This is a genomic window from Nocardia sp. NPDC051463, from assembly GCF_040681975.1.
Lineage (GTDB): Bacteria > Actinomycetota > Actinomycetes > Mycobacteriales > Mycobacteriaceae > Nocardia.
The window spans coordinates 88,162-109,245 of the sequence record NZ_JBFBAB010000017.1; the positions used below are offsets into that span (position 1 = coordinate 88,162).

A 21,084-nucleotide genomic window follows, 5' to 3' on the forward strand; every position below is an offset into this window, starting at 1 on the left:
GACCCCGAATGGCAAAATTTACTCCCGCCCAAATCAATTTGAGCAGTACGACATTCACGGGACCCCGCTTGGCCGGTTCACCGGATGTGCGGGCCGGTGCTCCGGGTACGAGCAATCGAGGCTGGTCGCCGGCACTCATCGGGCGGAGGTGGGCGCCGTGCGCCTCAGCGTCGGCGCACTCCGGCCTCGTCTTCGACGACGCATGCGACCTCGGGTGCTGCGCCGACCCGGCATACGGATTCATCCCAGAGTCCGGGCGGGTCGGTGCCGTGAATATCGCACCTCGGGTTGTTTACTTGGCAGGATGTGCGCTCACGGCGCCCGTCGAATGCACAGGCAGCACCGTGAATACGGCGGTCGGCAACGCCGATCCGGCGATCATGTCATCGATCGTTATCGCGTCGTCGACATCGATGAAGGCCAAAATCGACTGTGAGGAGGGCTAGTGACGAACAATGTGGTTCGCCGGGCTGTCGGCGTGGGCACCAAACTGAGTGTCGCCGGTGCAGTTTTCAGTGCGTTGACGCTAGGGCAGCAGGCCGTCGCCCGCGCCGCGGAGACGGCCACCTTCCAGCTCCCGCTGGTGAAGATATCCCAATCATGGGGTATTCCCACGCAATTCATTATCTACTTGACAGCGACCGTCGGTGACGAACCCGGAGTCACCACGTTCGGTGTCGCCAATCCCGGACCGTTCGGCGGCAACAGCATTCTCGACTCCCATGCCCGGATCTGGTGGTCGAACCTGACGACCGGAGCAGCCGGGATGGTCGACGTGGCAGATCGGGAAACGGCGCAGCAGCCCTGCGACTGCGCGCCGAGGCCGGTACCGGTGTTCACCGGAGCAGGCCGGATCGTCGCCCTCGCGACCGCAGGCGGTCTCGCTATCAATATTTCCTCGGGGTTCGGTACATTCACGGCTCTGTGAACCGGCCATCTCCGACACGCAGCTCCGAAATCGCGGCCGTAGCCGCTGTCGTGGGCGTCGCCGACGGCGGGCTCGGTTCCTTCGAGCAATATGGTTGTGGCACATCGCATCTCCCGTCATCGACTCGAAAGGACGGCGTCTGATGATGGACCGCGTACGCGCTCCCGCAGCGACAACCACGGTGGTGGATCAACCTGGTCGAGGACAAGTTCCGGGAGAGCCAACGATGAGAACCCGCATATCCCTCGTCAGGTAGCCGAGTACCTTGGCACCCTGCATGCCGGATAGCCGCACCCTGCTCACACAGCAGGCCCAAGTCGGTTGCGGCTAAGGCGAATCCCATGGTCCGGCCGAGTCATTGTCGTCGAGGCCGGATCTCGAACGGCGGTGCGCGTCGCGCAACTGGTGCTCGGCCTTGATGGACATCGGATGATCCGAACCGAGGGCGCGCAGGCAGCTGGCATGGGTTGCCATGTACCAGTACAGCGCTTCGTCCTGCTGCCCCGACGCCCAGCACGTATCGGCGAGTGCCAGCTGGGCCCCGAGTGTGCGCGCATCCTCCGCACCGAATGCGGCGATGCATTGACCGACTTCCCACCGACATTGGGCCACATCTGGATTCGGTGTCGGCGCGCGCTCCCCCGCCGCCGTGCGCACGCCCAGCCGGTTGCCGAACCGCCACGCGATGACCCCAACGCCCCCGGCTGCCGCATAGGCACGCCAGTGGCCATTATCGGCAAACCACGATCCGACCACGAAGATCGCGCAGTACGCGGCCACCCCTGCCCCAACCCTGCTACCCCAGAACCACAACGCCGACCTATGCATTGGTCTCCTTCACGACGGGCAATCGGTGTGTACTACGGCATCTGTTCGTAGCCGAAGAGGCACATGATTGGTGCCCGCACCGACGTACCGCCGCGCTAGCGGCTCCCACCCCGACCGTCGCGGACCGCGACGGGCTTCGAGTCGATCTGCACCGCACTCACCGAACGTGGCGTCGAATCCACCCCATCAACCGATGACGCCCACCGCGTCGGGACTGCCACGCCCCGAGCAGTGATGTGACGGCGAATGGGAGCCGCCGATCCCGCGGGTTCACGCGGAGAACATCGGAGTCTGTACGTGAGAAAGGTTCGGCTGCGTGGGTGCGGGGTCAGCGAGATCGGTTGCGGCCGAGGGGGCCGAATCGCGAACGGGGACCGTGAGCATGGCGACGATCATGTCGATGATTTCGGTGGTGTCCTGCTCCGAGTTCGCGGTGCGGACCCCGGACTCCACAGCACGTTCGTAGTCGGCGAAGAGGGCGAACATGACCGTTGCCATCGTTTCCAGGCGTTGGCGGCGGCGGCGCGGTGGCAGTTGCGGGAGTGCGGCGTCCAGGCGGGCGGCGATGATGCGGACCGCGGCCCGGTCTGCGCCTGCGAGGCGGCGAGCATCGGCGATCACGGGATGGGCGCGGAGGACTTCGAGGAAGCGGCCGTAATGGGTGACGCCTGCGGTGCCGACCAATTCGAGGATCGGTGCGGCGAGCATGGCGACGAGGGTGTGGACTTCGTGCGCGGTGCCGTCGGCCTCGTGTTCGGCCAGCAGGCGCATCCTGCGGTCCTCGAGCCAGTTCATCCTGCGCTCGACGATGGCTTCGATGAGGCCGGTGCGTGAGTCGAAGTAGTAGTGGACCGCAGAGTTGTTGCGCTGGCCTGCCGCTGCGGCGATGTCGCGCAGTGGGACCTCGACGCCACGTTCGGCGATGAGTCGTTCCCCGGCGTCGAGCAGTGCCGCGCGCGAATCGTCGATGTGCATACTAGAACTGTACTAAATACAAGTATTGACGATGTTAAGCATGAGTGATTAATTAACAGTGTGAGAAGTCCCGAGGGCCGCATCGCGCGCGGACCGATATTCCAGCTGTGCTGGGTGGTCCGGGACATGGCGAGCGCGCAGCGGGAGTTCACCGAACGCTATGGGGTGGCGCCCTGGCTCACTATCCCGGACGTGCACTTCGGGCCGTCGACCACCGAATTGCGCGGCGCACCTGCCGATTACACGATCACCGTGGCGTTGGGTTATGCAGGCGGGCAGCAACTGGAGCTGATCGAGCCGAGGAGCGGGGTGAGCCTGTACTCCGAGCATCTCGACCGCATCGGGCCCGGTCTGCATCATGTCGCCTGGGTTCCCGAGGACTTCGACGCCGCGCTGGCCGAGGCGAGGGCGTGCGGGTCCGACATCCTGGCCCGAGGCGCATTCGAGGGGGTCGGGATGGAGTTCGCCTACCTCGACGGCGGCGCATCCGGCTCCCACGTCGAGCTGATGCGGCTGTCGGCGGAGATGCGCGCGATGTTCGACGACCTTATCCCTGAAGGATATTCGAACCCATGGACCTAGACGACGATACTCACCCCGATCGGGCTGCGTGCGGCCGGTTCCTGCGCGTCGAATATCGCGCAGGACAGCTCAGGCTATTCCCGTGGCCCCTGCGTGGGGCGCAGGTTCCTATTTCGGCCGCCGCACAGGCGTTCACGCCGCGCGCACCGCAGGCCCGACCGGGCACTACCCACCACACCTCCGCACCGAAGGATGTCTGATATGCGATTCACCTACGCCGAGACGATGGTCGACCCCACCTATTACGTGCCCCTGGCCCGAGCGGCCGAGGAGGCCGGGTATACGACGATGGTCGTCGCCGACAGTGTCGCGTACCCGAAGGATTCCGACGCCAAGTACCCCTACACTCCCGACGGGAGCCGGGAGTTCTTGGAGAACAAGCCGTTCGTCGAGGCATTCGTGGTGACCGCCGCGATGGCCGCGGTAACGACTACGCTGCGGTTCACGCCATTCGTGCTGAAGCTGCCCATCCGGCCACCCGTGCTCGTCGCCAAACAGGCCGCCTCCATCGCTGCGCTCAGTGGTGACCGGCTCGGTCTCGGCGTCGGAATCAGCCCGTGGCCCGACGATTTCGACATGATGGGGGTACCGTTCGAGCATCGCGGAGCGCGGATGGACGAGTGCATCGATATCGTGCGCGGGCTCACTGCGGGCGGCTACTTCGAGTTTCACGGCAAGTTCTACGACATCGCGCCGATCAAGATCAATCCGGTGCCCGGCGCGCCGCTGCCCATCCTCATCGGCGGGCACAGCGAGCCGGCGTTGCGGCGTGCGGCGCAACGCGGCGACGGCTGGATGCACGCCGGCGGTGACCCCGCCGAGCTGGATCGTCTGCTGGACCGATTGACCGTGCTGCGCGCCGAATACGGCACCCGCGAAGACTTCGAGGTGCATGTCATCTCGCTGGACGGGTTCACTGTCGACGGTGTGAAACGGCTGGAGGACAAGGGTGTCACCGATGTCATCGTCGGCTTCCGCTACCCGTATACGACCGAGGTCGACACCGAGCCGCTGGACACCAAGATCGCCAACCTGTCCCGGTTCGCGGAAAAGGTGATCGCGCGAACCAACCAGTGAGCGACGCGAGCGAAAGGGAGGAACAGTCGGTGGGAGGAAGATTCGGCAGCGCCGAGCTCGAGCAGCGCTCGCCCGCTACCGCCGGGTCTCGTGGGCCGTTGCTCGGCAGCCGATGACTGGTCGCCCTTCACGGCACACACCGCAATGCCGCAGTGCCTGCACATTCCGGTCTTGCGGACGATACATTCGATCAGATCGAAGGTGCCGCAACGGCCTTCCCTCGGCGCGCTCGTTCGGCCCGACTCGTCGCCGCGGTACCCGTGATGAGGATTCGGTCGACTACAGGACCTCGGGCAACGAGCAGCAGCGTGCACCGAATGTCACCACGCATCCGGTGCACTCATATCGCGAGTATCGCGGTAGCGGCGGCGATGGTTCGGTCTCGATAGCCTGCACCGAACAGCACCATGTGTACGAGGAGTGGATGCAGTTGATGCAACGGGATTCGGACCCGCCAGTCCTCGGCAAGCGGATGGGTTTCCTGGTATGCGGCGTGGATTCGGTCCAGGTGCGGGGCGCCGAACAGAGCCAGCATCGCCAGATCGGTTTCGCGGTGACCGCCGTGGGCGGCGGGGTCGATGAGGATTGCCCCGTCGGTGGTCCAGCGGATGTTGCCCGACCAGAGGTCACCGTGGATGCGGCTGGGTGGTTCCCGCGGGCCCGCGAAGCCGTCGATATTCTCGATGACGTGTTCCAGGATGCGGGTTCCGTCGGGACCCAGATGCGCGGCAGCACGCGGGAGGTAGGGGGCGAGACGGCGCTCGGCATACCACTGGGACCACGGGCCGTTGCTTGTCGTGTTGTCCAGCGGCAGATCAGCGATCCAACCGGACCAGGGCGCTCCGAACGATCCCGGTGACTGCGTGTGCAGCGCGGCGAGTTGGCGGCCGAATCGCTCGGCAGTGATAGCGGTGGCGGGCCCTTCCGGCAACCACGGCAGCACCAGCATTCGGTCATCGACGGCCAGCACCTCCGGCACGAGTCCCGGCGCCGCGACGCCGAGCCAGCGCAGGCCCTCCGCTTCGGCACTGAGTATCCGCGCCCCATCGACGGCGATCTTCGCGAAAACGTCGCGACCGTCGGCCAACAACGCGCGATGCAACGTCCAGGAATGGCTCGCCCCGAGGCCGGTCGTCGCCCGAACCGCAACACCGAGCAGCTCACTCAGATCCGCGGCGACGCTCACAGGTACGCCGAGGTCAGCAGTTTCTTCGTGTCAGGGTCGGCCGGATAGAACGACTCGATGGCCAGTTCGGCGACGGTGACGTTCATGGGGGTGCCGAAGACGGTTGTCGCACTGATGAACGACAGCTCGTGATTGTCGTGGCGCAGCCGCAGCGCAACCACCACCTGGTCCGGCTCCGGCATCGACAGTTCGATCTCACCACCGGGGTATCCGCGCAATTCCTCGAGCAGTTCGATCAGTTCCGGCGCGCCGGTGACCTCGATCCGACGCGTCAACCGCTCGAAAAGGTGGCCGCGCCATTCGGCGAGATTGACGATCCGGCTTGCCATGCCATCGGGGTGCAGACTCAGGCGCAGAGCGTTGGGCTGCGCGGTGAGCAACGCCGGGTCGATGCCTTCGAGCATCAGAGCGATACCGGCGTTGGCATCGACCATGTTCCAGTTCTGATCGATCGCCAGCGCCGGAAACGGTTCGAGCCCCGCCAGCATCTGACGGATCGCCTCGCGTACCGGCGCCATCGCGGGCGTGTCGAGGGCCGGTTCGCCGTACACCGGGGCGTATCCCGCCGCCAGTAGCAGGCGATTGCGTTCACGCAGCGGAACCTCCAGCTGTTCGCACAGGTGCACGAGCATGGTGCGGCTGGGCGTAGCACGGCCGGTTTCGATGAAACTGAGGTGCCGAGTAGAGGTCTCAGCACGCCCCGCCAGTTCCAGCTGACTGAGCCTGCGCTCGAGGCGCCAATGTCGCAACAGGTCGCCAGCGGTCTGGGTAGTCACCTCCCGAATCCTACGAACTCACGGTCCAACCCGCCATTACCTCTGGGGTAATCGACGCGGGTAGCGTCGGCAGGTAACCGCCGTGACCGACCGAAGCGACACCGACCGGTGACCACAACCACACAGAGACAACGTGGCTCGGGCCGGTCACCCTGGGCTCCGGCCCGAAGTTCTGGCCGTCGGATGCGAGCGCCGTCCGCCTCGCTCTGAAGTCCGACGAGGTGTACGACGGTGTCGCACACCAGGTGTCATACACCAGGTGTCGTACACCAGGTGTCGTACGCCTCTGCTAGCGTCCCGCCTCGCACACCTTCGAGAGGAAAACATGATCAAGTCTTCGTCCGTCGTCGCCGCGCTTGCCATCTCTGTGGGCACGCTCATCGCGCTACCCACGACACCCGCACACGCCAAGTCTCTGAGTTGCGCCAAGGCCATCGAGCTGATCAACATCGCCATCGACACGACCGGCGGCACCATGGACGAGGCAACCGCAACCGCGCTGTCCGGCAGGCTCAGCGGTCTGGCCGAGATGGCGCAGGGCGCCGAACGGGATGCCATCGCGGCCTACGCCGGCGCCCTGATCGATGGTGAGGTCGCCGACCTCGGGCCCTTCACTGATGAACTCAACCGCGCCTGCGCCTGACCGCGCCTATCGGCTACGCGAAGAATCCCCTGTCGGTAACGGCGTCGCCGAGGGGTCGGCAGGGGATTCGCGCAGCCATCGAGACGTCGACCGCCGGCAACGTCCTCCGGATACAGCACAAGCTCCCTCCTTGCTCACCCCCGCCGGCTCGCCGTATACCCCCGGGCGCCGAACACGGCGGTGTCGTTTTCTTTGTCGTTCGACCACAGCAATGGCGAATTACGAACGGCCCTGCGCCGCCGCCGACCGCGCCGCTGCCATAGACACCCCGATTCCGAACAGCTCATGTTCCGTTTCTCATCGAGCGAGCACCCGTTCCTCTCGCGCCGGCTAAAACGCTGCCAGCAGTTCGGTGCCGATCGCATCGCAGAAGTCCGCAATATCGCCCGGGTTGCGAGAGGTGATCAATGTCCAGCCGTACTCCGGTGATCGAACCACCGGCCGATCGGTCCACAGACCATCGGCGTTGATCACGTCGGTGCGCAGTGAGTGATACGACGTCAGAGACTTTCCTTGGAGCAGGTCGGCCTCGACGAGCAGCCACGGGCCGTGGCAGATGGCGGCGATGGGTTTACCTTCGGCGGCGAACTTTTTGGCCAGCTCGACAGCGCCGTCGGCGACCCGAAGTTTGTCTACGTTGACGGTGCCACCCGGAACAACCAGGACGTCGAAATCGTCGGCGTCGACATTGTCGAGCGTCGTATCGGGACGAACGACCACATCATTGTCGACATCGTGCTGGAACGTCTGGATGTCATCGAGTTTCGGCGCCGCGTGCACCACAGTGGCTCCGCGTTCCCGCAACCAGCCGAGCGGCACCAACAGTTCGTCCCGTTCGACACCGGTGTTCGAGGTAATGAACAGGACGCGTGCCCCGGTCAGTTGACCTGACATGGTGACCTCCTCGCGGTTCGGTTACCTTCGGCCTACCCGAGGCATGGCAGCCCAAACGATCGGCGCGAGTCGGATCGGTAGCTCGCGGCGAGTCCGGACGGATAGGACCCCGGTTCCTTGATGCGACGTGACGCGCGGGCGCGCCTGCGGCTTTCTGCCGCCGACCGCACGAGTTCGCGTTAGTTTGGTGGTGCGACACCTGGGAAGACGGTCGGTAGAACCTACAGAAGGGTTTCGCCATAACGATCGCCGAGGACTCGTCACCACACACCGCGCAACGGTCGCGGCGTGCGGTGGCAGGTCTCCGCGCTACCGGTCGCAATCCTCGACAAACGCCCGCACCGCACCCCGCGTTCGTCTCCGATCTCGTTGGCAGACGACTCGGTCGCGTGTGGTCCTCGGCGATCGACACAGTGCTATCCGTTGGGAGCCATAGGGCTTTGCCGCGGTGTTTCGAGGCAACCGAGCCGGCGGCCCGGTCCGAGGCAAGGACTGCACCCGATCCCCGCCACCCGATCTGCCGACGACCTGCCTGCTACCTGGAGGAGTGAGATGTCCGAGCAGAACTACACCACCGACGACGCCGGTATTCCGCAGCCGAGCGACGAGCATTCCCTCACCGTCGGCCCGGACGGCCCGATCCTGCTGAACGATGCTTACCTCATCGAGAAGATGGCTGCCTTCAACCGCGAACGGGTGCCGGAACGGCAACCGCACGCCAAGGGTGGTGGCGCTTTCGGCACATTCGAAGTCACCCACGATGTCAGCGCCTACACCAAGGCGGATGTGTTCCAGCCGGGGAAGAAAACCGAGATGCTGGCCCGGTTCTCCACCGTCGCCGGCGAACGCGGCAGCCCCGACACCTGGCGTGACCCGCGCGGGTTCGCCCTCAAGTTCTATACCGAGCAGGGCAATTTCGACATGGTCGGCAACAACACGCCGGTGTTCTTCGTGAAGGATCCGATGAAGTTCCAGGACTTCATCCGCTCGCAGAAACGCCGCGCCGACAACAACCTGCGTGACCACGATATGCAGTGGGACTTCTGGACGCTGTCGCCGGAATCCGCGCACCAGGTGACCTGGCTGATGGGTGACCGCGGCATCCCGCGCACCTGGCGTCATATGAACGGCTACTCCAGCCACACCTACCTGTGGGCCAACGCCGCGGGTGACAGGTTCTGGGTCAAGTACCACTTCAAGACCGATCAGGGCATCGAGTTCTTCACCCAGGACGAGGGTGATCAGATGGCCTCGATGGACACCGACTATCACATCCGTGACCTGTGGGAGGCGATCGAGGGCGGCAACTATCCCAGCTGGACGCTGCATATGCAGATCATGCCGTTCGAGGAGGCGAAGACCTACCGATTCAACCCCTTCGACCTCACCAAGGTCTGGCCGCACGCCGACTATCCGCTGATCGAGGTCGGCACGATGACCTTGCATCGCAATCCGATCGACTACCACACCGAGATCGAGCAGGCCGCCTTCGAACCGAGCAGTGCCGTGCCGGGCACCGGGCCGAGCCCGGACAAGATGCTGCTGGGCCGATGGTTCTCCTATCCGGACGCACATCGCCACCGTATCGGCGCCAATTACAAACTGCTGCCCGTCAATTCACCGCATGCGACCACCACGCGGTCGTATTCGAAAGACGGGGCGATGCGCTATACGAACGTGAGTGACCCCGTCTACGTGCCCAACTCCAAGGGTGGCCCGCACGCCGATCCCGTGGTCTCGGGCCCATCCATCGGGTGGCACAGTGACGGCGAAATGGTCCGTACCGCATACACATTGCGCCGCGACGACGACGATTGGGGCCAAGCGGGCACGCTGGTCCGCGACGTTCTCGACGATGCCGCCCGCCAGCGGCTGGTCGACAATATCGTCGGGCATCTGCTCAATGGTGTCTGTGCACCCGTGCTGTCCAGGGCGTTCGAGTACTGGCGCAATGTCGACAAGGATCTGGGCGACCGCATCGAGACGGGCGTGCAAGCCGAACAGGACGAGCTCGACCCGAAGGCCGCGAAACAGGCCGATCCGGCCCGCTCCTCGGCCCAGCACAAGGCGTAATGCACTATCGACGAATAGTGGTGGCAGATTTGACGTTTCCGGTGCCGGCGGGGGCTCTGGCTTCGTTTCGGCGATGAGTAGCGAGGATGGCAGACAGCGCCTGACGGTCGAGTTTTCCGCGCGCAGTGCGTGGCAGGCTGTCGAGAATCAGGAGCTGGATCGGCATGCTCGGACTGGGCAGGGTCGCGCGTAGGTGCCGCCAGATTTCGCCGTTGCTCGGCGCACCGTCGTGCAACACGATCGCGGCGGCGGGTGCTTCACCCATTCGGGCGTCGGGCACTGCGAGGCAGGCGGCCTCCGCGATGCCGGGTAACGCGGTGAGTGCTGCTTCGATGGCTGCGGGTTCTACATTGAGGCCCGCGCGGATCAGCGTGTCGGTATTGCGGCCGAACAGGTGCAGGTGGTTGCCGACCACGCGGCCTCGGTCGCCCACCGACATCCAACCGTCGACCGGTCCGTTCACCACACCGTTGTCGGTGAGGTAGCCGTCGAACAGCATGTCGCTGCGCACGAATACCAACTCGTCACGAATCTGTGCCTCGACTCCCTCGAACAGTCGACCCGCGGACGTCTCCTCGTCGGCCCCGAGTCCTCGATCGAAGGACACGAAGCTCAATTCGGAGGCGCCGTAGAAATGCACGAGCGATGCGTTCGGGACGATCTCCTGCAACGCAAGACGTCCCGTGCGCGGCCACCGGGCCGCCGAGGACAGCACCTCACGGACGGTCTCGACCGGATCGATGCCCGATCGCACCACGTCCCAGGCGATCGTGGGCACCGCATAGAGGTGTGTGGCCCCGTCGGGAAGCGACTGCGTCACCGGCCGCAGGTCCACTGTCACGCCGCGGGTGAGGGCATGCAGGGCGCCGTAGAGAAAATGCGTGTGGTCGAGGACGCCGGGCACCGCGACGCGATCGCCGCGACCGATATCGAAAGTGTTGTCGGAGCGATCGAGGGTGGTGGCCCACGAATGTTGGTTGCGTACGAACAACTTCGGTTCGCCGGTGGTGCCGGAGGTGATGCCGACCAGCAGTTCGTCCTCGGGGTGCGCACGGCAGACCGGGCCGTCGGATTCCAGTGCCGACGCCGTCTGCAGATGCCCCTCGAAGCCCAGTCGGCGCAACCGCCGGTGTTGTTGCGGCGCGGCGACGACCGCACCGGGCTTCGCGAGCTCGAGCACTCGGGCCAGTTGGTTCGCCAGCAGGTGCCGGTGCAGCAGCACCACGCTCACACCCGCGTGCATAGCCGCCGCCACCACCACGAGCGATTCGATATCCGAGGTGGGCAGGACCGCAACCCGGTTCATGCCGTCGAGCCCGGCGGCGGTGCGGGTAACCCGCGACCAGAACGCCCGATAATCGATACTGGCGCGGGCGGCGAGGATCGCCGTCGATTCCGGATGCTCGCCCACTCGCCGCACGATGCGCTCGGCCAACAATTCAGTCATCGTCGACGCCCCTGGCGGCGAGCGCGTCGCCCATCGCGTCCGCGGTGCGCAGCGCGCGCACCAGCACCGGCGTGACCAGTGCCGTCATCGACCACTGCAACCCGCGAGCGCGCCTGGCCTCGGCGACGTCGTGCACGATCTCGGTCAGCAGCGGAACACACCGGATGGCCAGCGCCAGCAACAGCCCGATCCGATCGGGATCGACACCGACCTTGCGCAGCGGCCCGAGCGCGCGCGTCACGGCGTCCAGCATGTCGGTAACCCGAGTGGTGAGCGTGACCAGTGCCGCGAGTGCCACCGAGATCAGCAACACACCGCACACGACAACCGCCCGCGCAGGCGAGGTGATCAGTACCTGGAACACGGCGATGATCAGCAGCATCCACACCATCGGACGCAGTTGGGCCACAACGACTTTCCACGGCACCGCGGCCATCGCGAACAATCCCGCCACCAGCGCCCCCACCACTGCCACAGCCAGCGGGCTACCTACGAATACCGTGGCCGTCACGATCGACGCGATCAGCAGCACCAGTTTCGATCCGGCAGACATCCGGTGCAGCAGCGAGTCACCGGGGAGATACACACCGATCATCCGACCGATGCCCGGTATGCGGGTACCGCGTCGCTGGGGATCCCGTCGAACGATACGGCGCCGTCATCGATGACGATCACACGTTCGAAGCTCTCCAGCAGCGACAGCTGGTGCGTCACAACGATCACCTGCTGGTCCACGGCGTCGAGCGCGTCGGCCACCACACGGGCGTTGCGCAGATCAAGCAGGGTGGTCGGCTCATCGGCGATGATCACCTCCGGTCGACGGATGAGAACCGCGCCGATGGCCAGCAGCTGCTTCTGACCGCCGGACAACAGGTGCGAGGGATGCTCGGCGTGCTGCGCCAGCCCGAACCGGGTCAGCATCTCCTCGACGCGCGCGGCGACCTCCTGCTTGCTCAACCCCGTCCGGCGTAGCGAGAACGCGAGATCCTCCGAGACGGTGGGCATCACGATCTGGGTATCGGGGTCGGTGAACACGAACCCGACCTTGCGGCGCACCTGCGCGCCTTTTCTTGCCGCGTCGACACCGTCGACGGTGACAGTGCCGGAGGTCGGCCGCAACAGCCCGTTGATCATGCGCGCCAAGGTCGACTTGCCGGAACCGTTGGATCCGATAATGCCGACGCGGCGCTCACGGATGCGCAAATCGATGTCGCGCAACACTTTTCGATCGCCGAATTGGTGGCTGACCGAATCGAAGACAATGTCACTCACGACTGCGCCTCACTACCGTTCGTGCGCCGGGTGCACCGCAACCCGGCTGGTTCGCTGAACTCGCTCACGACACCCGCTCCACAAGCATCGCGATGCCCTGCCCGCCGCCGATGGCACACGCAGCCAGCCCGAGCGTGGGGCCACCCTCGCGCAGCATCTGACTTGCCAACCGCACCAGCAAGATAGCTCCGGAGGCACCCCACGGATGACCCATCGCGATAGCACCGCCCTGCGGACAGATCGTGGATTCGTCCAAACCCAATTCATCCGACACCGCTAACACCACCGACGCGAACGCCTCGGTGATCTCGATGACGCCGAGATCCTTGGTATCGAAGCCGGTGCGCCGCAGCAGTTTCCGAATGGCGGGCACCGGTCCGAGACCGGGCAACGCTGGATCCGATCCTGCCACCGCCGACCCGAGTATCCGCAACGCGGGCACCCCGGCGGCCAGCGACGCACTGGTGACCGCGAGCATTGCGGCGCCGTCGGAGATACCACACGAGTTACCCGCTGTCGCCGTGCCATCGACGCCGAAACTGGGGCGCAGTCGCGCCAGCCTGGCCTCGGTCATCCCCCGGCGGATGCGTTCGTCGCGGTGCACGTCGCCGATGGGCACGATCTCCGCGGAGAAGTCGGCCGCGGCGGCGAGGGTGTGAGAACGCGCGGCATAGGCATCCTGCCGCTGCCTGCTGATGCCACGCACACGCGCGAGATTGTCGGCGGCCGCACCCATGTCGGGATCGGAGAAGCCTGGTGGCGCAAAGGGGGCGCGGGTGTAGCGCACCGGATCGGCGTCCGCGATCGGCGGCCAGAAGCGCCACGGCGCAGTGCTCGCGGATTCGACACCACCGGCCAGAATGAGCTCGTCCGCACCGCTGCGCACCCGCAACGCCGCCTGCATGACAGCATCCAGGCCCGAGCCGCACTGGCGATCGACCGTGACGCCGGGAACATGCACGCCGGCACCGGCATGCAGTGCCGCGATCCGCGCGGGGTCGCCGCCCGGCCCCAAGCAGTTGCCCAGGATGACATCGTCCACCTCGGCGTCGATGCCTGCGCCGCGCACCGTAGTCAGCACTTCGCGCAGGACCGGGGCAGCCAGATCGGTAACGGTCAGATCGGCGAACCCGTGCCCGGCGTTGCCGATCGGCGTCCGACGCGGCGCCACCAGAACGGGGACATGATTCATGTCAGCAAGTCCTTCAGCCGACCACGGGCGAGCTTGCCGCCTGCGGTCCGCGGCAGCGCGCGCAATACCACCCAGCGGCGCGGCATAGCCTCCTTCGTCAGCACTCGGCGGGCGCGCGAGCGGACCTCCTCGATGCCAGCGCCATCGAGTTGTACTGCGGCGGTGACGGTTTCACCGAACACCACGTGCGGCGATCCGATGACGGCCGCGGCGGTGACGCCGTCGAGCGTTTCCAGAATGCGCTCGACATCTTCGGCGACGACGGTAGTGCCACCGACGTTGATCGCGAACTCACCCCGGCCACGGACCGTGAGCTCGCGATTCTCGCCCAGCTCGGCAAGGTCGCCGACGCTGAACCATTCGGGGACACCGAGCACGCTGTAGGGAGAACGGACGTAGAGCAGTCCGCCGCGCACCTCGGCGTCGACGCCATCGAGCAGTCGAAGCGGCTCGGGAACCCGGCGCGCCGCGACGAGGGACACTTCCGCGGACCCGTAGTACTCGATGAGCGCGATACCCTCGGCCGCTGCCGCGGCGCCCTCATCCAGCGCGATGCCCGCGACGATCGCCGTGCGCAGCCGCGGAGCGGTGCGCACTATCTCCCGCAGCACGGCAGGGACCGCATGCGCGACCGTGGCCTGCGACGAATCGTCGGTGACGCACGCGCCGAGCCACAGCGCATGCAGCGCGCCGAACAGATGCATCGTCGCGTGCAGCGGGCCGGTGAGCAATACGCGATCAGTGGCCAGGATGCCGGTGATCGTGGTGAACGCGGGAAAACTGTCGAACCAGGATGCGGCGGTCCGCGCCAGTGGCCGTGGCTTTCCAGTGGAGCCCGACGTGGTCACCAGTAGAAATGCCGACGGCGGAATACTCGGGCGGTGCGGGCGGACGTCGGGGTTTTCGACGATCACCGGAATGCCTCGGCGTGCTGCGGCACAGACACAGATCAGCGCGTCCGCAACCGTGAGTCTCGACGCGTCGTAGACCGGCTCCCGCGGCCCGTGCCGGTCGATCCATCGATCGATCGCGGCGTCGAGCTGCGCATAGGTGTAGGTACGGCCGTCGATGTCGAGAGCGGGCGTGTCATCCGCGCCCCCGAGTTCGGGGCTACGCACGGATCAGACCGGGGTATGCGCGGTGCACCCCCTTGGCGACGACCGTCGCCACGACGACTTTGAGCAGGTCACCCGGAATGAATGCGAAGTTGGTGGTGATGGCGTGCCGGAAATCCAGATCGGTGCGCAGCAGCAGACCAACGGTGCCGAGGACGTAGAGGATCACAATCCCGCCGACAGCGTTGACGACCAGACCCAACACGATCGGGTACTTCGGCAGAATCCGGGCGGTGCACAAGCCGATGACCAGCGCCGCCGGGATCCAGCCGACAAGGTAACCGACACTCGGACCGGCCAGTGCCGTCAATCCGGTGCGGCCACCGGACAGCAGCGGCAACCCGATCATCGTCAGCGCGAGGAAGACCACCACTGCGGCTGTGCCCTTCCGCGCCCCGAGCACCGCACCGGCCAGAATGACACCGAGGGTCTGCACCGTGATCGGCACACCGCTGAATCCGACCGTGATGGCGCCGGGCAGGCCCAGCGCCGCGATCAACGCCGCGAACACGGCGATCTGCGCCATATCCCGCGCTGACATACCGACTCTCGACTTCCGAGGGCTCTCGACACCTGCCACGACGACATCCTTCGCTCTCAACTTGAACGACGTTCAAGATAGCAGGTGACCATGGCCGCGAGCCCGGCGACGCAGTCGGTCCGCACATCGACGACTCTTGTAGCCACGTGCTGGACGCGGCCATTCGGAATCGATCGGCCGCCACGCCGCCGTGGTCGTTGCCATCCCCGCTGTCGCTGCCCAGGCTTACCGCCTATGTCCGCCACCTGCCCGTCCTGCTCCTGGCCCTCGCCGATGCATGTGTCGACACACCGCTCGGTTCGCTACCTACGCTGCGTGTGCGGCCTATGGCTGGTCGCACACCGCGGTGGTGTGCATCTGGTCGCCGGGACCAGCAAGAAATCGGTGGCGTCCGAACACTTCGAGCTGATTCCGCTGCCGGAGGACTGATCCCTCAACGCTGGTGGGCCCCAACACTTCGCACCGCTCCCAACGGCGAGAAGGCCAGCCGCGAGATGCGACTACATCGCCGGAAAGGTGCCGACGGACGAAGTCGGCTACTTCGGCAACCGAATAACCGGAATCGCGGCATGAGGAGAGCGATTAGACGGGAGTTGCTCCACCGATGCCTGCGGATCCGCGTCGGACGCATTTGATAGCCACTTCGAAATAAGTTCCGGCGATGCAAGAGGCGAACGGGCACAATGCGGAAAGTGTCTGCGAATTCTCTGCGCGGGACATCACCCTCGACCAGTGTCTTGCCTCAGCACAAATCGCTACGATCCGATCGCCAGGTGAACGCTCCACAGTCCGCGATTCTAGGTCTGCGCCACAACCGTTCACGTGGTGTGGCCGGAGTCGGGGGCAGTCGACGTCAGGGGCGTCGGACATGCGGAACGTCGACCTCGCCACCGAGAACAGGGCTGGCGCGAGCCTGGAACATGTCGTCCACATTCTCGCACCTCGCCAATCCGCGACCTCAGCAATACCGTCGTGCCGTCGCGACCTCCGAGCATTTAGGCGAGCACGCTGCGTGTTCGATCCGGTCGAGCACCTGACCACCTTCGCGCGCGCAGGACTACGGGTTGGCATCGACGATGACGAAGATCCGGATCACGCCGCGGGCATCCATGGTGATGCCGTCACCGTTCACCTTCGCCCAGATCCCGCGGTGGGACAGGCGGACGTCCGAATGTCGAATGCGGTGTGGTGGCATGGCCGACGCTCCGCGACGATCAGCATCGAATTGTCCGGCGTCACGACCATGCCGTTCGGGAACGTAGGCCGAGGCTGCCCAGCCGCGAATGAGACTACGTTTCGCCTGCTGATAGCGTTCCGAGATACATCAAACGGACAAATCACCCATCCGATGAGTGCAGCCGCAACGAGCGACGCTACGCTCGTGGGGTGAACGTAGAGGTGACACCATTACCCGGAATCGGTGTACGCAAGGACTTTCCGATCAAGGGTGGGCACCGCAGGATCGGCGTCATTGATCGCAAAGACGGCACGATCGACCTCATTCTCAGCCGAGCCGACAACCCGGATGCTACCGACCAACTCCACCTGTCGGCGAACGAAGCCGCGGCATTGGCGAACCTGTTGGGCGCACCGCAATTGGTGGCGCGACTGCGTGCCGAGCATCGGGAGCTGGAAGGTGTCAACACGCGGCAGTTCCCGATCTCGCTCGGCTCTCCCTACGACGGGCGAATGCTCGGCGAAACCGAGATGCGCACGCGGACAAAAGCTTCTATCGTCGCAGTAATGCGCGCTGGCCAGGTCATCGCTTCGCCCGGCCCCGATTTCACCTTCGCCTCGGGCGATCAGCTCGTCATTGTCGGTACCGCGGAGGGCCTCGAGGCCGCCGCCGAGATCCTAAGCCACGGCTGATCCATGGTGTTCGAAGGAACCGCGCTCTCGCTGATCCAGCTGGGCGCGGTATTTTTTGGCCTCGGTCTCCTCGGTCGCCTTGCCGCACGCATCGGAATGTCACCGATTCCCCTGTATTTGATCGGCGGTCTGGTCTTCGGCAACGGCGGGTTCATCGCGCTGAGCAATGTCGACGAGTTCATACATCTCGCCAGCGAGATCGGCGTGGTGTTGTTGTTGCTGTTGCTCGGCCTGGAATACAGTGCGCCGGAATTGGTTACCGGAATGCGAAGATCCTGGCAGGCCGGGCTGCTCGATATCGCACTCAACGCAACGCCCGGCGTCGTGGTCGCCCTCGGTCTGGGGTGGGGCTTGACCGGAGCGATCGCGATGGCGGGGGTCACCTATATCTCCTCCTCGGGCATCGTCGCGAAAGTCTTGAACGACCTCGGTCGCCTCGGCAACCGTGAGACCCCGGTCATCCTGTCGATCCTGGTGTTCGAGGATCTCGTCATGGCCGGCTATCTGCCCGTGTTGACCGCCGTGCTCGCGGGTGCCGGATTCCTCGCCGGGCTGAAGACACTGTCCATCGCGCTGATCGCCGTCACCGTGGTACTGGTGGTCGCGCTGCGCTATGGCAAGTATGTCTCGGCGATCGTGGCCAGCGAAGACCGCGAGATCTTCCTGCTCAAACTGCTCGGCGCCGCGTTGCTTGTTGCCGGGTTCGCCTCCGCGGTACAGGTTTCCGCGGCTGTCGGCGCGTTCCTTCTCGGCATCGCTATCTCCGATTCGACCGCGCACAACGCCACCAAGATCCTCGAGCCGCTGCGCGACCTGTTCGCGGCGATGTTCTTCGTCCTCTTCGGTCTGACCACCGATCCGGCCAGCATCCCTCCGGTGTTAGGGTGGGCCTGCCTCTTAGTGGTGGTCACCACCACAACCAAGCTCGCGACCGGCTGGTGGGCCGCCCGGCAGGCAGGCGCCTCCCGCTACGGCCGGGCCCGCGCGGGCACCGCACTGGTGGCGCACGGCGAGTTCTCCATCGTGATCGCGGGACTGGCCGTCGCCGCGGGCGCGGTCCCCAGCGAGTTCGCCGCGATGGCAACGACATACGTACTGATCATGGCGGTGATCGGACCGATCGCCGCACGCGTGGTCGAGCCCATCCTCGATGCGGTTGCGCGACGCCCATCCCCGTCGCAGCCCGCTCCGGAACCACACGGTGAATGATCGCGCGCTTGCGCATTCCACGGTATTCTCGATCTCCTTGTCCCGTAGAGCAATTCAGCAGGGACAGGCGCCGTGTCCACTCGGACATTACTCGAGTTTCATCGACGTGATACGGCATCCTCGATAGGGTAAGACGGCAGAGCACTCGGCATCGGGCAGGCCGAGGTCGCGCAGCGTTATCTCCGCACACGTAGCAAGGGGCTATTCGTTCGAGGTACCGGATTGCGTTTTCGAACTGCGCAATTATCGCTCGATGTCGGATGCCGCCAGGATCGCAGCCAAGGCAGGCGACGCGCCGTCGATCATCGCGCCGTCGATCTATTCCACGTGGCAGAGGTCTCCGCGACATCTACGAACTCGTCGAGTACGGGCCGACCTCGATGAATCAGCAGCCGCTTCGCATCGTGCTCGTGCGCAGGCCGCAGGCGCGTGCGCGCCTTGTCACTCATATGATCGACAACAACAAGACCGGGCTACCCGACCTTTCCGGCGATGCCGGCGACCGGCGATTCGCTGGTCCTCGGTATAGGCTTTCGCCTGCCGCTCGGCAGCGGCCCGCGGGCGCCGGGGTGCGCCGGCGGTAATCGGGTGCAGGCCGCCCGAGTAGCGATCGGAGATGGTGTTGCCCAAGGTGTCGCTCAACGGAAGCATCGCGACGATCTCCACCGGATCCAGCGAAGGCTTGCTCTCCGAGCTGGTGGAGCACCTGCGACAGAACCGGACGGTCTTGCGCGAGGAATGGGCGCGCCGTATCACCGAAGCACAGCTGCTCACCGCGATGACACCCGATGAGATGTTCTCGGAAGCCACATCGGTGTACGACAACTATGTCGCGGTGCTGGAGACCGGTTCGGTGGAAGCGCTGCAGGACTACGCACGCGATCTGTCCGAACGCATCATTCCGCGTGGTGTGGAAACCGATGAGGTCCTCGGTATCGTGCTGTTGCTGCGCGATGTACTGGCGCGCTCGTTGTTCGAGAAATATCAGGGCGACTTCGATTTACTCAACCAGGTCCTCGACGCCTACGAACCGGCCGCCAACCGCATCGCCAACACCGTCGGCGTCTCCTTCGTCCAGGAACGCGAGCGCATTATCCGCCAGCAGCAGGAAGCCATCCGGGAGTTGTCGACTCCCGTGCTGCAGGTGCGTGAGCAGCTCCTGATCCTGCCGATCATCGGTGTGCTCGATGGGCAGCGCGCCCGTCAGCTGACCGAACAGCTGCTCAGCGCCATTCGGCACAATCGCGCCAAGGTTGTCGTCATCGATATCACCGGTGTACCGACGATCGACTCCACCGTCGCCAACCACCTTGTGCAGACGGTCGAAGCATCCGGGTTGATGGGCGCCAGCGTAATCATCACCGGTCTGTCCTCGGAGATTGCGTTGACCTTGGTGACGATCGGGTTGGACCTGTCGAAGATGAACGCCGTTGGCGACCTGCAGGGTGGCATCGAAGAAGCCGAACGCCTGCTCGGCTACGACGTCACCCGCAGTGGCGCCGGAGAACTTCTGCACCCAGGTGAGCGCTGAGCACGCCGCGCACTCGAGCAGGAATCGACAAATCCCCAATGTCGGCAATGCGCCCGCGCATCACGTCGGTGGTGGCCTACGGTGTCTGTCGACGCCGAGCACTCGTGAACGTGGTTGTCCCGAGCCGGAATCGCAAGGAGGAAACATGAGCTCCCGGTTGTTGCTGCGACGCCTCGGCACGCTGGCCGCGGCAGGCGTGCTGGCGGTGACGATCGCGGCATGTGAGGGCAGCCGTTCCGAAGCGCGGCAGGCAGGCGAGGAAGACTTCGTCTCGGTCGCCGAGCTGGATCCGACGATCCTCGTCGATGCTCGCTATTTCGGGCCGCACAATTTCCTCGGTACCCGCGTCGCGGGATATGAGGCACCCAAGTGTCTGCTGACCAAGCAGGCGGCATCGGCCCTCGCCCAGGTGCAGCAGGAATTGCGGCCGATGAATCTCACGCTCAAGACCTACGACTGCTACCGCCCGCAGCGTGCCGTCGACCATTTTGTCGCCTGGGCCCGCGATCTCGGCGACGTGAAGATGAAGGCCGAGTTCTATCCTGCGGTGGACAAGGCGAACCTGTTCCGGGACGGCTACATTGCCGAGAAGTCGGGCCATAGTCGAGGCAGCACACTGGACCTCGCCATTGTGGCGCTGCCTGCGCCCGAGGCCGAGCAGTATCACGAGGGTGATCCGCTGCGAGCGTGTTTCCGACCTGCGGATCAACGCTTCCGTGACGACATGCTCGATTTCGGCACCGGATACGACTGCTTCGATCCCGCGGCGCACACCGCGAACCCGACCGTCGGCGGCACTCAGCGTGCAGTGCGCACGCTGCTGACGAACCTGATGGACGAGCACGGGTTCAACAACCTCGCCGAGGAATGGTGGCATTTCACCCTGAGGGACGAACCGTTCCCACAGACCTACTTCGACTTCCCCGTCCGTTGAGACCGCCTGGGC

The 21,084-nt window shown here is 65.2% G+C and carries 21 protein-coding genes; 9 read left to right on the plus strand and 12 right to left on the minus strand.

Features of this window, described 5'->3' with window-relative positions; all coding sequences use genetic code 11:
* The first annotated feature begins 445 nt into the window (after nt 1–445).
* Nucleotides 446–928, plus strand: a complete 483-nt coding sequence (locus tag AB0M74_RS22055; RefSeq protein WP_366528139.1) for a hypothetical protein — start codon at nt 446–448, stop codon at nt 926–928.
* Between the two features lie 327 nt (nt 929–1,255).
* Here AB0M74_RS22055 and AB0M74_RS22060 read toward each other — a convergent pair whose 3' ends face one another.
* Complete coding sequence (locus AB0M74_RS22060; protein WP_366528140.1) at nt 1,256–1,756, minus strand: tetratricopeptide repeat protein; 501 nt, start codon at nt 1,754–1,756, stop codon at nt 1,256–1,258.
* A gap of 270 nt (nt 1,757–2,026) precedes the next feature.
* Nucleotides 2,027–2,731: a TetR family transcriptional regulator gene (locus AB0M74_RS22065; RefSeq protein WP_366528141.1), complete on the minus strand. Its 705-nt coding sequence runs from the start codon at nt 2,729–2,731 to the stop codon at nt 2,027–2,029.
* 60 nt (nt 2,732–2,791) lie between these two features.
* On the opposite strand from AB0M74_RS22065, the gene AB0M74_RS22070 reads away from it, so the two are divergent.
* Together AB0M74_RS22070 and AB0M74_RS22075 are read left to right on the plus strand one after the other, a co-directional pair.
* Nucleotides 2,792–3,313 carry a VOC family protein gene (locus AB0M74_RS22070; protein WP_366528142.1) on the plus strand — a complete coding sequence of 174 codons (522 nt, stop codon included), beginning with the start codon at nt 2,792–2,794 and terminating at the stop codon, nt 3,311–3,313.
* Nucleotides 3,314–3,514: 201 nt separating this feature from the next.
* On the plus strand, nt 3,515–4,390 hold the full coding sequence (locus tag AB0M74_RS22075) for a TIGR03619 family F420-dependent LLM class oxidoreductase (protein WP_366528143.1): 876 nt from the start codon (nt 3,515–3,517) through the stop codon (nt 4,388–4,390).
* A 340-nt stretch (nt 4,391–4,730) separates the two neighbouring features.
* Here the strand turns inward: AB0M74_RS22075 and AB0M74_RS22080 are convergent, their stop codons facing one another.
* A complete protein-coding gene (locus AB0M74_RS22080) occupies nt 4,731–5,576 on the minus strand; it encodes a fructosamine kinase family protein (RefSeq protein WP_366528144.1) in 846 nt (281 codons plus the stop codon).
* Nucleotides 5,573–6,352 carry a helix-turn-helix transcriptional regulator gene (locus tag AB0M74_RS22085; protein ID WP_366528145.1) on the minus strand — a complete coding sequence of 260 codons (780 nt, stop codon included), beginning with the start codon at nt 6,350–6,352 and terminating at the stop codon, nt 5,573–5,575. The genes AB0M74_RS22080 and AB0M74_RS22085 overlap by 4 nt, the downstream gene beginning before the upstream one ends.
* Before the next feature lie 325 nt (nt 6,353–6,677).
* On the opposite strand from AB0M74_RS22085, the gene AB0M74_RS22090 reads away from it, so the two are divergent.
* Nucleotides 6,678–6,995, plus strand: coding sequence for a hypothetical protein (locus tag AB0M74_RS22090; RefSeq protein ID WP_366528146.1), 318 nt, complete (start codon nt 6,678–6,680; stop codon nt 6,993–6,995).
* A gap of 330 nt (nt 6,996–7,325) precedes the next feature.
* On the opposite strand, the gene AB0M74_RS22095 is transcribed toward AB0M74_RS22090, so the two are convergent.
* Nucleotides 7,326–7,889, minus strand: a complete 564-nt coding sequence (locus tag AB0M74_RS22095) for a type 1 glutamine amidotransferase domain-containing protein (protein WP_366528147.1) — start codon at nt 7,887–7,889, stop codon at nt 7,326–7,328.
* Nucleotides 7,890–8,441: 552 nt separating this feature from the next.
* Between AB0M74_RS22095 and AB0M74_RS22100 the strand changes: the two genes are divergently transcribed.
* Nucleotides 8,442–9,962, plus strand: a complete 1,521-nt coding sequence (locus tag AB0M74_RS22100; protein WP_366528148.1) for a catalase — start codon at nt 8,442–8,444, stop codon at nt 9,960–9,962.
* A 4-nt stretch (nt 9,963–9,966) separates the two neighbouring features.
* On the opposite strand, the gene AB0M74_RS22105 is transcribed toward AB0M74_RS22100, so the two are convergent.
* The 7 genes from AB0M74_RS22105 to AB0M74_RS22135 form a co-directional block, all read right to left on the minus strand.
* Nucleotides 9,967–11,409 carry an AMP-binding protein gene (locus AB0M74_RS22105; RefSeq protein WP_366528149.1) on the minus strand — a complete coding sequence of 481 codons (1,443 nt, stop codon included), beginning with the start codon at nt 11,407–11,409 and terminating at the stop codon, nt 9,967–9,969.
* Entirely contained in the window at nt 11,402–12,004 is a 603-nt protein-coding gene (locus AB0M74_RS22110) for an energy-coupling factor transporter transmembrane protein EcfT (protein WP_366528150.1), read from the minus strand. The genes AB0M74_RS22105 and AB0M74_RS22110 overlap by 8 nt, the downstream gene beginning before the upstream one ends.
* Nucleotides 12,001–12,681: an ABC transporter ATP-binding protein gene (locus AB0M74_RS22115; protein ID WP_366528151.1), complete on the minus strand. Its 681-nt coding sequence runs from the start codon at nt 12,679–12,681 to the stop codon at nt 12,001–12,003. The genes AB0M74_RS22110 and AB0M74_RS22115 overlap by 4 nt, the downstream gene beginning before the upstream one ends.
* A gap of 64 nt (nt 12,682–12,745) precedes the next feature.
* A complete protein-coding gene (locus AB0M74_RS22120) occupies nt 12,746–13,873 on the minus strand; it encodes a thiolase family protein (RefSeq protein ID WP_366528152.1) in 1,128 nt (375 codons plus the stop codon).
* Entirely contained in the window at nt 13,870–14,991 is a 1,122-nt protein-coding gene (locus AB0M74_RS22125; RefSeq protein WP_366528153.1) for an AMP-binding protein, read from the minus strand. Before AB0M74_RS22125 ends, AB0M74_RS22120 begins: the two co-directional genes overlap by 4 nt.
* Nucleotides 14,984–15,568, minus strand: a complete 585-nt coding sequence (locus AB0M74_RS22130) for a biotin transporter BioY (RefSeq protein WP_366528154.1) — start codon at nt 15,566–15,568, stop codon at nt 14,984–14,986. The genes AB0M74_RS22125 and AB0M74_RS22130 overlap by 8 nt, the downstream gene beginning before the upstream one ends.
* A 1,018-nt stretch (nt 15,569–16,586) precedes the next feature.
* Complete coding sequence (locus AB0M74_RS22135; RefSeq protein WP_366528155.1) at nt 16,587–16,724, minus strand: hypothetical protein; 138 nt, start codon at nt 16,722–16,724, stop codon at nt 16,587–16,589.
* Between the two features lie 191 nt (nt 16,725–16,915).
* On the opposite strand from AB0M74_RS22135, the gene AB0M74_RS22140 reads away from it, so the two are divergent.
* The 4 genes from AB0M74_RS22140 to AB0M74_RS22155 all read left to right on the plus strand — a co-directional run bounded on the left by AB0M74_RS22140 (nt 16,916) and on the right by AB0M74_RS22155 (nt 21,072).
* A complete protein-coding gene (locus tag AB0M74_RS22140) occupies nt 16,916–17,398 on the plus strand; it encodes a TrkA C-terminal domain-containing protein (RefSeq protein WP_366528156.1) in 483 nt (160 codons plus the stop codon).
* Between the two features lie 3 nt (nt 17,399–17,401).
* Nucleotides 17,402–18,607 carry a cation:proton antiporter gene (locus AB0M74_RS22145; RefSeq protein WP_366528157.1) on the plus strand — a complete coding sequence of 402 codons (1,206 nt, stop codon included), beginning with the start codon at nt 17,402–17,404 and terminating at the stop codon, nt 18,605–18,607.
* Between the two features lie 616 nt (nt 18,608–19,223).
* Nucleotides 19,224–20,138 carry an STAS domain-containing protein gene (locus AB0M74_RS22150; protein ID WP_366528158.1) on the plus strand — a complete coding sequence of 305 codons (915 nt, stop codon included), beginning with the start codon at nt 19,224–19,226 and terminating at the stop codon, nt 20,136–20,138.
* A gap of 145 nt (nt 20,139–20,283) precedes the next feature.
* Complete coding sequence (locus AB0M74_RS22155; protein ID WP_366528159.1) at nt 20,284–21,072, plus strand: M15 family metallopeptidase; 789 nt, start codon at nt 20,284–20,286, stop codon at nt 21,070–21,072.
* The last annotated feature ends 12 nt before the right edge of the window (nt 21,073–21,084 follow it).